Source organism: Rhodanobacter humi (genome assembly GCF_041107455.1).
Taxonomy (GTDB): domain Bacteria; phylum Pseudomonadota; class Gammaproteobacteria; order Xanthomonadales; family Rhodanobacteraceae; genus Rhodanobacter_A.
The window spans coordinates 972,321-987,094 of the sequence record NZ_JBGBPY010000001.1 but is presented as its reverse complement, the minus strand read 5'-3'; the positions used below and the strand labels follow the sequence as shown (position 1 = coordinate 987,094).

The window sequence follows — 14,774 nt, the reverse complement described above, 5'->3', positions numbered from 1 at the left end:
ATCTTGCATGACAGCCACTTGGATTCCCGCTTTCGCGGGAATGACGGACAAAAAGACGGTCATTCGAGGTCCTGCATGAGCGATGTCTATCCGCACAGCCTTGACGAGTTGCTCGCGATCATGGCGCGCCTGCGCGACCCCGAGCGAGGTTGCCCCTGGGACGTGCAGCAGGACTTCGCCAGCATCGCGCCCTACACCATCGAGGAAGCCTACGAAGTGGCCGACGCGATCGACCGCGGCGACTTCGACGACCTGCGCGACGAGCTGGGCGACCTGCTGTTGCAGGTGGTGTTCCATGCGCAGATGGCGGCCGAGCAGGGCCGCTTCGACTTCGCCGACGTGGCGCAGGCGATCAGCGCGAAGATGATCCGCCGCCACCCGCACGTGTTCGGCGACGTGCAGTATGAAAACCTCGACGCGCAGAAGCAGGCATGGGACGAACTCAAGGCCGCCGAGCGCGTCGCCAGGGGCGAGGCGCACGACGCCAGCGCCCTGGCCGGCATCTCGCACGGCCTGCCGGAGTGGAAGCGTGCCGCCAAACTGCAGCAGCGCGCCGCCACCGTGGGCTTCGACTGGCCCGACCATCGCCCGGTGCTGGACAAGCTGGCCGAGGAAATCGACGAGGTGCGCGCCGAGTTCGACGCCGGCGCCGATCCGGCGCGGCTGGAGGACGAAATCGGCGACGTGTTGTTCGTGGTGGCCAACCTCGCCCGCCACGCCGGCGTGGATTTCTCGCGCGCGCTGCGCCACGCCAACGCGAAGTTCGAGCGGCGCTTCCGTCGCATGGAGCAGTTGGCCGCCGACGCGGGCGGCAGCCTCGCTGCGCACGACCTGCTAGCGCAGGAACAGCTGTGGCAGCGCGCCAAGCAAGACGAGCGGTAACGGACACAAGACTCTGCTTTTGCTTGTCATCCCGGCGAAGGCCGGGATCCAGTGACGGTCAAGCTCATCCGAGCCACGCCGCCACTGGATGACCAGCTCCGTTATCGTGAAGCGCCTCCGACCTTCGCCGGGATGACGGCGTGCAACCTTTTGCCCGCGGGTTGCATCAGAACCAGTCGACACCCAGACCAGGAGTTCCGCCATGCGCCGTGCCGCCCTTGCCCTGCTGCTGCTCGCCCCGCTCTCCGTCTACGCCGCCGACCAATGCAAGTACCAGGCGCCGCGCAACCTGCAGCTCGACCTCGCCGGCGTGCGCGGCGTGCAGATCGACGTCAACAGCTACGACCTGCACGTGAACGGCGCGCCCGGCGCGAGGCAACTGGTGGTGAACGGCCGCGCCTGCGCCTCCGACCAGTCGTTGCTGGACAAGCTGCAGATCACCCAGCGCCGCGAGGGCGACCAGCTCATCATCGAACTGGGTGGGCAGGACACGTTCTCGTTCCATCTGTTCGGCAGCTCCTACACGAATCTGGAAGCGAACGTGCAATTGCCGCCGGAACTGCCGGTGACGGTGCGCGTGGGCTCCGGCGACGCCACCGTGGCCGACGTGCAGCAGCTGCGCACCATGGTGGGTTCGGGCGACCTGCATGTCAGCAACATCAGCGGCGCCTTCAGCACCAGCGTGGGTTCCGGCGACGTCGACGCCAGCGACGTCGGCAGCCTGCAGGCCGGTTCGGTGGGCTCGGGCGACCTGAAGGCGAGCGGCATCAAGGGCGATGCGAAGGTCGGCAGCGTCGGCTCCGGCGACGTCACCCTGCGCAACGTCGGCGGCAGCGTGCACGTGGACACGCTGGGCTCGGGCGACCTCGGCGCGCACGACGTGGGCGGCGACCTCAGCCTCGGCGCCAAGGGCAGCGGCGACGTCAGCCACAGCGGCGTGAAGGGCAAGGTCAGCGTGCCGCGCGACGACGATTGATCCTGCTTTGCTCCCCTCCCCCGCTTGCGGGAGAGGGGTTGGGGGAGAGGGTGCTCCTACCCAAACCATCGCCACGCCAGATACACCAGCGGCGCGCACACCAGCAGGAACGGCACCGACACGCGGTGGAACAACCGCAAGCCCTGCGGTTGCTTCGCCAAGCGCAGCGCGATCAGGTTCGCCAGCGAACCGATCGCCAACCCGAAGCCCCCCACGTTCACCGCCACTGCCAGCGCGATCGCATCGTGCGCGCGATCCAGCAGCAGCACGGTGGCCGGCACGTTGCTGATCAGCTGCGAGGCCACGATGCCGGCGGCGTACAACGTCAACGGTCGGTCGAGCGCAAGCCGGTCCAGGCCGCGGCCCACCAGCGGCAACTCGGCGAAATGCCCGAGGCCGAGGAAGATCGCCGCAAAGGTGGCGAGCAGCAGCCAGTCGATGCGCGCCAGGCTGCGCCGCGCGAGCAGCGCGAACGCCAGCGTCAGTGCCAGCGCGCCGATCAGCGCATGACCGTATTCCATCGCCAGCACCATCGCCACCAGCGCCGCGATCGAGCCCGTGGCCAGCGGCGCGGAAACCGCGTGCCCGTCCACCTGTGCGGACTCAAGCAGCACCCGACCCTTCGGCAGCCATGCCAGCGTGAGCAGCGCCACCAGCGCGAACATCACTGCCGCCGCGGGCAGCATCGCCAACGCAAAGCGCAGGAACGGCAGTTGCGCGTGTTGCCACAGCAACAGGTTCTGCGGATTGCCGATCGGGCTCAACGTGCTGCCCGCGTTCACCGCCAGCGCCTCCAGCACCGCCATGCGCGCCACCGGCAGGTTGCAGATGCCACCGATCGCCAGCGTCAGCGGCACGATCAGGAACAGGCTCACGTCGTTGGTCAGCACCGTCGACAGCAGCGCGGTGCTTGCCACCAGCAGCAGGCCCAGCCCGCGCAGCGTGTGCACGCGCGCCACCAGCGCGCCCGCCGCATGCTGCACCAGCCCGCTGTCGCGGATGCCCTGGATCGCCACCAGCAGGCCGAGCAGGCCGGCCAGGGTGGGGATCTGCAACCAGCGGCGGTAGTCCGCCAGCGGCTGCGGGTCGAGCAGCGCCAGCGCCACGACCAGCAGCGCGAACGCCAGCAGCAGCCATTCCTGCCGCAGGCGCTGCCGCCAACCGATGGACGCTGCCGCCACCTACCAGCGTCCGAGCATCATGAGCAAGCCAGGCACCCAGCAAGTGACGATGCCCACCAGCACCGTGTACGGCGCGAGGAAGCGCTTCACCGCCACGCCGGTGCAGCCATCGACGAAGAACAGCAGCCACAGGCTGGACCAGACCAGCCAGATCGCGGCCATGCGTGCATCGCCGTGTGTCCAGGCGTCCCAGCCCACCGGCAGCGCGGTGATCGCCACGAACAGGCAGTACCAGCCCAGGCCAGTGCCACGCAGCCCAAACCAGTTCACCGCCGCCACGTAGAGGTAGGTGAACGCGAACAGCAGGCCCGAGCCTACCGCGAGGAAGTCCGCGGGTGTCTCGGCGCGGCTGGCGCCCAGCACCCCGGCCAATGCCGAGAGCAGGCCCACCAGCAGGTTGAACACGGCCGCCTCGCGCGCCTCGATGCGGCCGGCGAGGGTGAGTCCGTTGATGACCAGCACGAAACCGACGAACAGCAGCACGACACCGAGCATGGCGGGTCCTGGCAGCGAAGGAGCCGCCAGTCTCGCATGCGTGAGGCGCGGCGGCTCAGCCCTCCCGCAGCAGCCGCATCGGCGAGGTGCGCGTCACCTTGCGCGTGCCCGCGAGGCCTAACAGCATCACCACGAACGCGCAGCCCAGCGCGCCCAGCGCCAGCGGCCACGCCGGCGGCACGAACCCGTCGATGCGGAACACTGCGCGACCCAGCCACAGACCAGCGCCTGCGCTGCCGAGTGCCGCGGTGAGTCCGGCGATCAGGCCGAGCAGGGCGAACTCGCAGGCGGCGGCCACGCGCAGCTGGGCGCGGCGTGCGCCCAGCGTGCGCAGCAGGGCCGCTTCATGACGACGCTCGGCGGCGCTGGCGGCGAGCGACGCGGCCAGCACCAGTGCGCCGGCGAGCAGGCTGAAGCCCAGGATCCAGCGCACCGCACCGCCCACGCGGTCGACGATCTGGCGGATGCGGGCGAGCAGGTCATCCACGTCGACCAGGCTGAGGTTGGAATAATCGCGCGACAGCTGCGCCATCGCCTGCGCGTGGCCGGGCGGCAGGTGGAAGCTGGCCAGCCAAGTGTGCGGCAGCGCGCCGGCATGCGCGGGGTCGAGCAGCAGGAAGAAGTTGACCCGGAACGAGCTCCAGTCCACCTGGCGGAAGCTGGTGACCCTTGCATCGACGCGGCCTTCGCCCACGTCGAAGCTCATCGTGTCGCCCAGCTTCAGCGCGAACATGTCGCGCCACATGCGGTCCACGGATACCTCGGCCTGCGCCGGCTGCGACGCAAACCAGTGGCCGGCGATCACCCGGTTCGCGGGCGGCAGCGCGTCGGCCCAGGACAGGCGCAGCTGGCGGTCGGCCCAGTCTTTCGCGCGCGGGTCGGCGAAGTGCGATTGGTCGATGGGCTTGCCATCGATCGCGACGAGCTTGCCCACCGCCAGCGGCATCATGTTGAGCTGGTCGGCGCCGATGCCTGCCAGCGCCTGCGCGAAGCCGGCGCGCTGTTCGTCCTGCAGGTTCAGCGCGAACCAGTTCGGCGTATCGGCAGGCAGCTCCCGGCGCCAACCGTCGAGCAGCGCGGGCGCCACCACCGACAACAGCAGCAGCGCGGTGAGGCCCAGCGCGAGCGCGGTGGCCTGCACCACGCTCAAGCCCCGCCGCCGTGCCAGCGCGGCGAGTCCCAGCCGCAAGGCCGGATGCGCACCCGGCGCCACGCGCCGCGCCAGCCACAGCAGCAGCGCCGCCAGCAGCGCGGCCACCAGCGCCACGCCGGTAAGGCTGGCGGCGAGGATGCCGGCGAGTTTCAGCGAGCCGCTCTGGCTCCAGATCAGCGCCAGCGCCACCAGCGCGGGCAGCAGGTACAGCGCATCGAAGCGGCGCACCCGGCGCGCCAGGCTCTGGCGGAACACGGCGACTGGCGGCACCTCGGCCAGCCGCAGCAGCGGCGGCAACGCGAAGCCGGCCAGCACGGCCAGGCTCATCGCCGCGGCGCCCAGCGCGGGCAGCAGCGGCAGCTCGGTGGGAATGCCGCCGAACAAGGTGCTGGCGAACTGCCAGGCCAGCTGCGCCGCGCCCAGCGTGAGCAGCACGCCGGCCAGCGCCACCGGCAGCGCCAGCGCGGCAAGCGTGAGCAGCAGGAGGCCCAGCACGCGCCGGCGCGGCGTGCCCAGCGCGCGCAGCAGCGCCACCTCGGGCGTCTTGCGCCGCGCGTAGCGCTGTGCGGACAGCGCGATCGCCACGCCGGCGAGCAGGGCGGCCAGCAGGGCGGTGAGATGCAGGAAGGCGCCGGCGCGATCGAACGCGGTGCGCATGCGCTCCTGGGTCTGCTCCGGCGTGATCAATTCCGCGCCCTGCGGCAGGCTCTGCCGCTGCGCCCAGGTGCGCCAGCGCTGCACCGCTTCCGGCGTGCCGGCCAGCAGCAGGCGGTGCTGCGCGCGGCTGCCGGTGCCCAGCAAGCCGGCTTGCTCGGCGTCCTGCAGGCTCATCAGCGCGCGCGGCGCCAGCGTCACCAGTGCGCCACCGTCGGGCTGCTGCACCAGTTCCGCGGCGATGCGCAGTTCCCTGCCGCCCAGCTGCAGCGTGTCGCCCACTTGGAGCGCGAGCGCCACCAGCGCGCGGTGGTCGAGATACACCGTGCCGGTGGCGGGCCCATGGCCGTTGCGCTGGCGCCCGGCGGCATCGGCGAGCACCAGCTTGCCGCGCAGCGGATACGCACCGTCGGTGGCCTGTACGTCAAGCAATTGGCTGCGCTCATGGGCGAACGCCACACTGGGGAAACCGGCGGCGTGGCTGATGGTGAGGCCATCGCGACGCGCTTCGTCGGCGTAAACACCCGGCACGGCCTGCGGCGCCGAGACGCCGATGTCGCCGCCGATCAGCTCCGCCGCACTGGCGAGGATGCCGCGCTCCACCCGCGTGGCCAGCGTGGCCACCACGCCCAGCGCCAGCACCGCCAGCAACAGGGAGCCGGCCAGGGTGCGCAGTTCGGGCAGCCGCCATTCGCGGCGCAGGTTGCGGAGGGCCAGGCGCAGGAGCTTCATGGCTGCGCTCCTTTGGACGTATGCGCGACGTCCTGCGCTGCTTTGCTTCCTCCCTCTCCCCCAACGGGTTCATCGTTGGGGGAGAGGGTTGGGGTGAGGGGGGCTTCTGCGGTTCCGCAAGTTTCAAAGCGGTTTCGTGCCGCTGCCGCGGCCCGAGTTACTTCTCCTTTGCTTGTCCAAAGGAGAAGTAACCAAGAGGAAACGACACCCCGCGGCGGCGCTTTCCGCCCATCCGTGGGCGGAAAGTCCGTGAGTCGTGGCCGGGCTTTTCGAGCGGGCTCCTGCCCGCGCGAAAAGGCGAGGTCATCCATGACCTCGCCCGCTGCGCGGCCTTCTCGTCCACGGCTCACCGCCGCCGAGGGGGCCCGCAAGAGCGGGCGCGCATCGTGCGCGCCAGAAGCCGGAGCAAAAACCAGGCGCCGCGAGCCCGTAGTCACCCTCCCCTGCATGCAGGGGAGGGTTGGGGTGGGGTGCCGTTGCTTCTGCGCGCAGGAGCGCGCTGCTTTACCCGGGGCCCCTATGGCGCGGCGGGCGGGTGGAGGAAAGTCCGCAGGATGGCCCGCAGGGATGCGGGCCAGTTTTTCGCCGGGACAGGAGTCCCGTCGAAAAACCCCGTAACCCGCCCGCGTACCCGGAGCCCATGGATGGGCGGAGGGCGCGCCATCGGGGTGGCCTCTCTTTTGGCTACTTTTCTCTGGCCACGCAGAGAAAAGTAGCTCGCGCGCCCAAAGGGCGCACGAAACCGCTTTGGTGTCGTATCCAGCGAGAGAAGCAAAAGACCCTCTCCCCCGACCCCTCTCCTCGCTCCTCAAGGCCGACGCCATCCATGGCGCCTCCCGGCGTACCCGCAAGCGGGAGAGGGGAGGGATGTTTGCGTCTTCCCGTGTGCGGGAGCGGGGAGCAATGCGCGCGCTCATGCGCCCACCGCCGCCGCGTGCGCCAGCACGCGCCCCTCGTGCAACTCGATGCGCCGCTGGCAGCGCGCCGCGAGTTGTGCGTCGTGGGTCACCAGCACGAGCGTGGTGCGGTGGTCACGGTTCAGCGCGAACAGCAGGTCGGCGATGTGGTGGCCGGTGCGCTGGTCGAGGTTGCCGGTGGGTTCGTCGGCGAACAGCAGACGCGGGCCATGCACGAAGGCGCGGGCGATCGCCACGCGTTGCTGCTCGCCGCCGGAGAGCTGGGCGGGGTAGTGGCGTCGTCGCGCGGCGAGGCCTACCGCTTCCAGTGCTGCGCGGGCCTTGGTGCGCGCCTGCGCGTCGCCTTCCAGTTCCAGCGGCAGCATCACGTTCTCCTCGGCGCTGAGCGCGGGGAGCAGGTGGAAGGACTGGAACACGAAGCCCACCAGGCGCCGGCGCAGGTCGGCGCGCGCCTCCTCGTCCAGCGTCTCCAGCGCGTGGCCGTCGAGGCGGATGCTGCCGGAACTCGGCGTGTCCAGCCCGGCGAGCAGGCCGAGCAGGGTGGTCTTGCCCGAACCGGAGGCGCCGACGATGGCGAAGCTCTCGCCGGCGGCGACGCGCAGGCTCACGCGGTCGAGGATCTGCAGCCGCCCCTCGGGGCCGTCCACCGACTTGCTAACATCGTGCGCTTCCAGGACAAGGTGGGGCGTGTCGCTCATGCGTCGTTTCCTGTGCTTGCTGTTGTGGCTGGCCGGCGCCGTCGTCGCGGTGCAGGCCACGCCTGCGCGTACCGTGCTGGTGCTGGGCGACTCGCTGTCCGCCGCGCACAACATTGCGACGGAGCAGGGCTGGGTGCATCTGCTGGAAGTCCGTCTTGGCAAGATGGTGCCGCCATGGGCCGTGGTCAATGCCAGCATCAGCGGCGAGACCTCGCTGTCCGGGCGCAACCGCCTGCCGGCGCTGCTGGCGACTTATCGGCCCGGCGTGGTGGTGATCGAGCTGGGCGCGAACGATGGTCTGCGCGGCCTGCCGCTGAACCAGCTGCGCGACAACCTCACGGCGATGATCTCCGCCGCCCAGGCCACGCACGCGAAAGTGTTGCTGCTGGGCATCGAGCTGCCGGTGAACTACGGCCCGCAGTACCGCGACGGCCTGCGCGCGGTCTACGCCGATCTGGCGAAACAGAAGCACGTGGCCCTGCTGCCGTTCCTGCTCGACGGCGTGGCACTGGATCCGGCCCTGATGCAGGCCGACGGCCTGCATCCGACGGCGGCTGGCGAGCCGAAGGTGCTGGAAAACGTGTGGCGCGTGCTGCAGCCCTTGCTGCGCCCTTGAGCTGAACGTTTCCGGGCCGTTTTCACGCCGTCGTCACCGTGTGCCCGGTTAGCTCTTCACATTTGTGAAGCCACGCAGGAGGAGCGACATGAGCGGACACGACGAGCAGGCCGGCCTGATTCTGCTGGTGGAAGACAACCGCCAGATCGCCGAGACGGTGGGCGAGTTCCTGGAGCGTTGCGGCTATTCCGTGGACTACGCGGCCGACGGCGCCAGCGGACTGCACCTGGCGGTCACCAGCAGCTACGACGTGATCGTGCTGGACCTGATGCTGCCCGGCCTCGACGGCCTGGAGGTGTGCCGCAAGCTGCGCCGCGAGGCGAAGAAGGCCACCCCGGTGCTGATGCTCACCGCCCGCGACACGCTGGAGGACAAGCTGATCGGGCTGGAAGCCGGCGCCGACGATTACCTCGTCAAGCCCTTCGAGGTGCGCGAACTGGAGGCGCGGCTGCGCGCGCTGATCCGTCGCGACCGCCGCCAGGTCTCGGCCGAAGTGCTCAACGTGGGCGACATGACGCTGGACACCGCCACGCTGCGGCTCACCCGCGCGGGGCAGGAGCTCACCGTGTCGCCGATCGGCCTGAAGCTCCTAGCGATCCTGATGCGCGAGTCGCCGCGCGTGGTGAGCCGGCGCGACATCGAACGCGAGATCTGGGGCGACATGCTGCCCGACTCCGACACGCTGCGCTCGCACCTGTACAACCTGCGCCGGGTCATCGACAAACCGTTCGCGCGGCCACTGCTACATACCATCCACTCGGCCGGCTACCGGCTCGCGGACCTCGACGCGGAAGTGGCCACGGCTGCCCACATGGCGTGATGCACGAACGTAGATGAATGCGAAAGAAGTGGATGGTGCGGCGATCTTCCGTGCCGGTGCCTTCCGGCGCCGCATTGCCTGGGTGTTTGCGCTGCAGTTCGTGGCGGTGGCGATCGTCTGCGTGATGGGCGCCTACGACCAGGCGCCGCTGCCGGCGGCGATCGCGGTGATCGTGATCGTCACCGGCCTGGCCTGGCTGGCCACGCGGCGCGAATGGCGTTCGGTGAGCGCGCTCGCGCGGCTGATCCGCGAGTGGCACGACGGCCTGTCCGATCCGGCCGCGCTGCGGCCCGAGCGCCTGCCGCAGGACGCCGACGCCGATCTCGTCGCGCTGGCGTACGGCCTGCACGGCTTCGCCGCGCGCATCGCCGATTACGGCCAGCGCGAACGCAACTTCACCCGCGACGCCAGCCACGAACTGCGCACGCCGCTCACGGTGATCCGCATGGCGGTGGACATGCTGGCCGACGAGGACGGTCTCGGCGAATGCGGGCGGCGCTCGGTGCGGCGCATCCACCGCGCCACGCGCGAGCTGGAGGCGCTGGTCGAGGTGCTGCTGATCCTCGCGCGCGAATCCGATCCCGGTGGCACCGCGGAGCGGTTCGTGGTGAACGACGTGCTGCGCCGCGAGCTGGAAACCGCGCGCGACCTGATGTCCGGCTCGTCGGTGGAGCTGCAGTTGGAGGAACCGGCGCGCTTCGCGCTGCATGGTTCCGCGCGCGCGTTCTCGGTGCTGTGCTGGCAGCTGATTCGCGATGCCTGCCAGCATGCCGATACGGGCCGCGTGGTGGTCACCGTGCTGCCCGGCGCGATCACCGTGAGCCATGCGGCGGCTGGCGCCGCCCCGATCCGCCCCGGCGACGAACGGCTCAGCTTCGAGCTGGCGATCGCCCAGCGCATCAGCGACCGCTTTGCCTGGCCGCTGGAACTGCACGCGCCGGGCAAGCCGGGCGTGGCGCGTGTGCGTTTCCCGGAGACCTTGCCGGCGGCGGCCGCCTGAGCTGTATCTAGGGTAGGAGCGCACCCCCGGACTTGATCCGGGAGTGCGCTCCTACAGGTTTGCTGTAGCCGCGATTACTGCTTCAGCGCGGCGCCCACCGCGAACGCGCAGCCGGTCTTCGCCTTCACCTCGTCCACCGTCACGCCGGGGTTGAGCTCGACCAGGGTCAGGCCCTTGCCCTTGGCCACCTCGAACACCGCGAGGTCGGTGATGATGAGGTCCACGCAGGCCTTGCCGGTGATCGGCAGCTCGCACTGCTCCTTGATCTTCGGCGAGCCGTCCTTCGCGCAGTGCTCCATCAGCACCACCACGCGGCGCACGCCACTGACCAGGTCCATCGCGCCGCCCGGGCCCTTCACCATCTTGCCGGGCACCATCCAGTTGGCGAGGTCCCCGGTGACCGAGACTTCCATGCCGCCAAGGATGGCCAGGTCGATGTGGCCGCCGCGGATCATCGCGAACGAGTCGGCGCTGGAGAAGAAGCTGGAGCCGGGCAGGGTGGTGACGGTCTGCTTGCCCGCATTGATCAGGTCGGGATCGATCTGCGCCTCGGTGGGGAACGGGCCGATGCCGAGCAGGCCGTTCTCCGACTGCAGCACCACGTCCATGCCCTCGGGGATGTAATTGGCCACCAGGGTGGGGATGCCGATGCCGAGGTTCACGTAGAAGCCGTCGCGCAATTCCTTCGCGGCGCGCTGCGCCAGCGCGGTGCGCATGGGGTTTTCCTTGCCGGTGTTGGCACCGGCGATGGTGCGGAATTCGATGCGCTTCTCGTACTTCGCGCCCTGGATGATGCGGTCCACGTAGATGCCCGGCACGTGGATGTTGTTCGGATCGAGCGTGCCCACCTCGACCAGTTCCTCCACCTCGGCCACGCAGACCTTGCCGCAGGTGGCGATCATCGGGTTGAAGTTGCGCGCGGTCTCGCGGAACACCAGGTTGCCAAGGCGGTCGCCCTTCCACGCCTTGACGATGGCCACGTCGGCGGTGATGGATTCCTCAAGCACGTATTCCTTGCCGTTGAAGACCTTGGTTTCCTTGCCCTCGGCCAGTTGGGTGCCGAACCCGGTGCGGGTGTAGAAGCCGGGGATGCCGGCGCCGCCGGCGCGCAGCTTCTCGGCCAGCGTGCCCTGCGGGGTGAGGTGCAGCTCCAGTTCGCCGGCCAGGGTCTGCCGTTCGAACTCCTTGTTCTCGCCCACATAGGAGGCGTACACGCGCTTCACCTGGTGGGTCTTCAGCAGCGGTCCCATGCCGAAATCGTCCACGCCGGCGTTGTTGCCCACGATGGTGAGGTCTTTCGTGCCGGCCTCCAGCAGCGCGCCGATCAGGTTCTCGGGGATGCCGCACAGGCCGAAACCACCCGCCGCGATCGTCATGCCGTCGAACAACAGGCCGTCGAGAGCCTTGCTGGCGTTTGCGCAAACCTTGTCCATTGCCGTGCCTTCATGCAGGGGAACCAGCTGCCAAGGATACGACGGATTGCCGCCGGGCCGTCCTGTACCAAGGTCGCAAGTCCTTCCGCGGCGGTGTGGCAGTCGCTTGACGGCATGCATTTACGCATGTAAACATCAATTCACTTACGCATGTAAACGGTGGCGTCATGGCGATCAGCGAAGCCGAGTCGGTGGTGATGGAGGTGCTGTGGCGCGCGTCTCCGCGCAGCGCCGAGGAGATCCTCGCCGAGGTCGGCCCGGCACAGGATTGGCAGGAGGGCACGGTGAAGTCCCTGCTCAACCGCCTCTTGCGGAAGAAGGCGGTGAAGGCGGAGAAGGATGGCCGCCGCTATCTCTACACGCCGCTGCTGAGCCGCGAGAAGTACGTCTCGCAGGAGAGCAAGGGCCTGCTCGACCGCCTGTTCGACGGCCGCGTGGCGCCGCTGGTGGCGCACTTCTCCGAGCAGCGCAAGCTCACGAAGAAAGACATCGCCGAACTGCGCAAGCTGCTGAAGGAGCTCGACGATGAATGAGCTTCACCTGCCGGGTCTTGCACCACTGGCGGCGGCATGGGCCGCCCGTGGCTGGCTGGCGCTGCTGGCCCTCACCGTGGCGGTGCTGTTCGTCGCCGCGCTGCGCAAGCCGTGCCGTCGCTGGTTCGGCGCCGAGCGCGCGTTCCAGCTGTGGCTGCTGCCACCGCTGGCGTTGCTGGCCAGCCAGCTGCCGCATGCCGCCGCGGCTTCGGCGCCGTTGCCGCCGCTGGTGTACACGATCACCTCTGCGGCTGGGACGATGGCGCTGCAGGCGGGCGTTGCGAGCGGTTTCGACTGGCGCATCGGCGCCATGCTGCTGTGGCTGGCCGGTGGCGCCGCCGTAGTTGCGCTGGCCGCCCTGGCGCAGCGCGGCTATCGGCGTCGGCTGCGCGGGGCCACGCCGATGGCTGATGCGCGGTCGCGTCGGCCGGTGCTGCGCGCTGCGCATGCCGATGTCGGCCCGGCCCTGGTCGGCGCCTGGCGCAGCCGCATCGTGTTGCCCGCGGATTTCTCCGAGCGCTACGACACCACCGAGCAGGCATTGATCCTCGCCCACGAGGACGCGCATGCGCAGCGCGGCGACGGCTGGTGGTGCCTGTTCGCGCAACTGCTGGCTGCACTGTTCTGGTGCCACCCGCTGGCGTGGTGGGCGCTCGCGGCCCTGCGCCACGATCAGGAGCTGGCCTGCGATGCCGCGGTGCTGCGCGGGCACGGCGCGCAACGGCGCAGCTATGCGAATGCGATGTTGAAAACCCGGTCGGCCGCGTTCGCGCTGCCGGTGGGCTGCGCGTGGCCCCCTCGTCATCCACTCACGGAGCGTATTGCCATGTTGAAATCACCTGTACCGAATCGCCTGCGTCGATACGCCGGCATCGTCGCAATCGGCTTGTTGGTGGTGGCGCTGGCCGGTTCGGTCTATGCCGCGACCGCACCCATTGCGCCGACGCAGGCTGCGACAGGCGCGGCCGCGGAATATCAACTAGACATGACGGTCGACTTTTCCAGCGACAATGAACACCAGCGCCATGCCGAGACGCAGGCCTTGGCGTTGTGCAGCGCGCCCGGCGAGGTTGCCAAGGTGCGCATGCTCAGCGGCGGGGTAGACGCCACCATCACGAGTGCAGACAGCGGGCACCTTCGCATCGACATGACCGTTTCCGGGGCCGACGGCGCGATGTTGGAGCATACGCAGTTGCTGGGTGCGCCCGGCAAGGCAATGCACGTGGTCGGCACCGGAGCGGATGGCAAGCGCGGTTTTGCCATCGACTTCACGCCGCGAGTCGGTTGTCCGGCGCGTGTGATTGCCGAGGCGTCTCCCGTCAAGGTCACCGAGCACGTCAAGAACGGTGTGGCGCGCGCGGTCGCGGAGTCGGTGGCGGCGAAAGCGGGCTGGACGCTCGTCAATCCGGATGCGCTGGGCCATGCTGCGGTCACGTTGTCGTTCAACGACATGCCCGCAGGAACGGCCATGCAGCAACTGGCCAATCTCGCAGGCATGAAGCCGGTGTTTGAGGGCAAGCAGGTGCGCTTCGAGCCCAAGTGACGAAACCGGCTCGCTATACTTCCCCTGTTGTCCTCAGGGAAAGAGCCCCGTGAAGCCGCGCCGTCTGTTGCCTGTCCTCGCCGCCCTCGGAGTCGCCACGATGAGCCACGCCGCCGTGCCGCCTGTGCTGGTGATCCACGGTGGCGCCGGGGTGATCAAGCGCGAGCTCTCGCCGGCGAAGGAGAAGGCGATACGCGCGGCGATGACGAAGGCGCTGGAAAGCGGCTACGCGCAGCTCAAGGCCGGCAAGAGCTCGGTGGATGCGGTGAGCGCGGCGATCGTGGTGCTGGAGGACGATCCGAACTTCAACGCCGGCAAGGGCGCGGTGTTCACCCACGACGGCAGGAACGAGCTGGACGCGGCGATCATGGACGGCGACAGCCGCCGTGCCGGCGCGGTGGCCGGCGTCGAGCGGATCAGGAACCCGATCCTGCTGGCGCGTGCGGTGATGGAGAAGACGCCTTACGTGATGCTCTCCGGCCAGGGCGCCGAGGCGTTCGCGCAGAGCATCGGCATGCCGCTGGTCGATCCCGCGTACTTCCGCACCGAGGAACGCTGGCAGCAGTTGCAGAAGGCGCTGAAGGAAGACGGCGCCGGCAAGCCGCACGAGGATGAGGACGCCGCGAAGCACTTCGGCACCGTGGGCGCGGTGGCGCTGGACGCGCAGGGCCACCTCGCCGCGGGCACCTCCACCGGCGGCATGGTCGACAAGCGCTGGGGCCGCATCGGCGACTCGCCGATCATCGGCGCGGGCACCTATGCGAACAGCGACTGCGCGGTGTCCGGCACCGGCTGGGGCGAGTACTACATCCGCACCGTGGCGGCGCATGCGATCTGCATGCAGGTGAGCCAGATGCGCGTGCCGATCAAGCGCGCTGCCGCCGTCGTCATCAACCAGGAGATTCCCGCGCTGGGCGGCAACGGCGGCGCGATCGCGCTGGACGCGCACGGCAACATCGCGATCCCGTTCAACACCGACGGCATGTACCGCGGCTGGATCGACGCCAGCGGCGTGCCGCACGTGGCGATCTACGGCGACGAGGACGACGGCAGCTCCGCGCCCGCGCCGGCCGCCAGCGCGGACGATGCCGGCGATCAGCCGTAACGTGCGACAGAAGTGAGTGAAGAGGAGTGAGAAGTG

General features: G+C 69.4%; 13 protein-coding genes. 8 read left to right on the top strand and 5 right to left on the bottom strand.

Annotation, left to right across the window (positions count from 1 at the left end; all coding sequences use genetic code 11):
* Positions 1 to 75 precede the first annotated feature (75 nt).
* On the top strand, positions 76 to 882 hold the full coding sequence (gene mazG, locus AB7878_RS04515; protein WP_369493206.1) for a nucleoside triphosphate pyrophosphohydrolase: 807 nt from the start codon (positions 76 to 78) through the stop codon (positions 880 to 882).
* Positions 883 to 1,084: 202 nt separating this feature from the next.
* On the top strand, positions 1,085 to 1,858 hold the full coding sequence (locus AB7878_RS04510; RefSeq protein WP_369493205.1) for a DUF4097 family beta strand repeat-containing protein: 774 nt from the start codon (positions 1,085 to 1,087) through the stop codon (positions 1,856 to 1,858).
* A 56-nt stretch (positions 1,859 to 1,914) separates the two neighbouring features.
* Here AB7878_RS04510 and AB7878_RS04505 read toward each other — a convergent pair whose 3' ends face one another.
* The 4 genes from AB7878_RS04505 to AB7878_RS04490 all read right to left on the bottom strand — a co-directional run bounded on the left by AB7878_RS04505 (position 1,915) and on the right by AB7878_RS04490 (position 7,688).
* Positions 1,915 to 3,039, bottom strand: coding sequence for an SLC13 family permease (locus tag AB7878_RS04505; RefSeq protein ID WP_369493204.1), 1,125 nt, complete (start codon positions 3,037 to 3,039; stop codon positions 1,915 to 1,917).
* A complete protein-coding gene (locus AB7878_RS04500; RefSeq protein WP_369493203.1) occupies positions 3,040 to 3,534 on the bottom strand; it encodes an AmiS/UreI family transporter in 495 nt (164 codons plus the stop codon).
* A gap of 55 nt (positions 3,535 to 3,589) precedes the next feature.
* Positions 3,590 to 6,073: an ABC transporter permease gene (locus AB7878_RS04495; protein WP_369493202.1), complete on the bottom strand. Its 2,484-nt coding sequence runs from the start codon at positions 6,071 to 6,073 to the stop codon at positions 3,590 to 3,592.
* A gap of 913 nt (positions 6,074 to 6,986) precedes the next feature.
* Positions 6,987 to 7,688 carry an ABC transporter ATP-binding protein gene (locus AB7878_RS04490; protein WP_369493201.1) on the bottom strand — a complete coding sequence of 234 codons (702 nt, stop codon included), beginning with the start codon at positions 7,686 to 7,688 and terminating at the stop codon, positions 6,987 to 6,989.
* Here AB7878_RS04490 and AB7878_RS04485 point away from each other — a divergent pair.
* The 3 genes from AB7878_RS04485 to AB7878_RS04475 all read left to right on the top strand — a co-directional run bounded on the left by AB7878_RS04485 (position 7,687) and on the right by AB7878_RS04475 (position 10,124).
* Entirely contained in the window at positions 7,687 to 8,304 is a 618-nt protein-coding gene (locus AB7878_RS04485; RefSeq protein ID WP_369493200.1) for an arylesterase, read from the top strand. The genes AB7878_RS04490 and AB7878_RS04485 overlap by 2 nt on opposite strands.
* Before the next feature lie 88 nt (positions 8,305 to 8,392).
* A complete protein-coding gene (locus tag AB7878_RS04480) occupies positions 8,393 to 9,124 on the top strand; it encodes a response regulator transcription factor (protein WP_077484555.1) in 732 nt (243 codons plus the stop codon).
* A 13-nt stretch (positions 9,125 to 9,137) separates the two neighbouring features.
* Positions 9,138 to 10,124, top strand: a complete 987-nt coding sequence (locus AB7878_RS04475) for a histidine kinase dimerization/phospho-acceptor domain-containing protein (RefSeq protein ID WP_369493199.1) — start codon at positions 9,138 to 9,140, stop codon at positions 10,122 to 10,124.
* A 74-nt stretch (positions 10,125 to 10,198) separates the two neighbouring features.
* Here the strand turns inward: AB7878_RS04475 and AB7878_RS04470 are convergent, their stop codons facing one another.
* Positions 10,199 to 11,557, bottom strand: a complete 1,359-nt coding sequence (locus AB7878_RS04470) for a 3-oxoacid CoA-transferase (RefSeq protein WP_369493198.1) — start codon at positions 11,555 to 11,557, stop codon at positions 10,199 to 10,201.
* A gap of 167 nt (positions 11,558 to 11,724) precedes the next feature.
* On the opposite strand from AB7878_RS04470, the gene AB7878_RS04465 reads away from it, so the two are divergent.
* From AB7878_RS04465 to AB7878_RS04455, 3 genes are all read left to right on the top strand, one after another.
* Positions 11,725 to 12,090 carry a BlaI/MecI/CopY family transcriptional regulator gene (locus tag AB7878_RS04465; RefSeq protein ID WP_369493197.1) on the top strand — a complete coding sequence of 122 codons (366 nt, stop codon included), beginning with the start codon at positions 11,725 to 11,727 and terminating at the stop codon, positions 12,088 to 12,090.
* Positions 12,083 to 13,633 (top strand): M56 family metallopeptidase, encoded by a 1,551-nt coding sequence (locus tag AB7878_RS04460; RefSeq protein ID WP_369493196.1) that lies wholly within the window; start codon positions 12,083 to 12,085, stop codon positions 13,631 to 13,633. The genes AB7878_RS04465 and AB7878_RS04460 overlap by 8 nt, the downstream gene beginning before the upstream one ends.
* A gap of 100 nt (positions 13,634 to 13,733) precedes the next feature.
* Positions 13,734 to 14,738 carry an isoaspartyl peptidase/L-asparaginase family protein gene (locus tag AB7878_RS04455; protein ID WP_369493195.1) on the top strand — a complete coding sequence of 335 codons (1,005 nt, stop codon included), beginning with the start codon at positions 13,734 to 13,736 and terminating at the stop codon, positions 14,736 to 14,738.
* Positions 14,739 to 14,774: the final 36 nt, after the last annotated feature.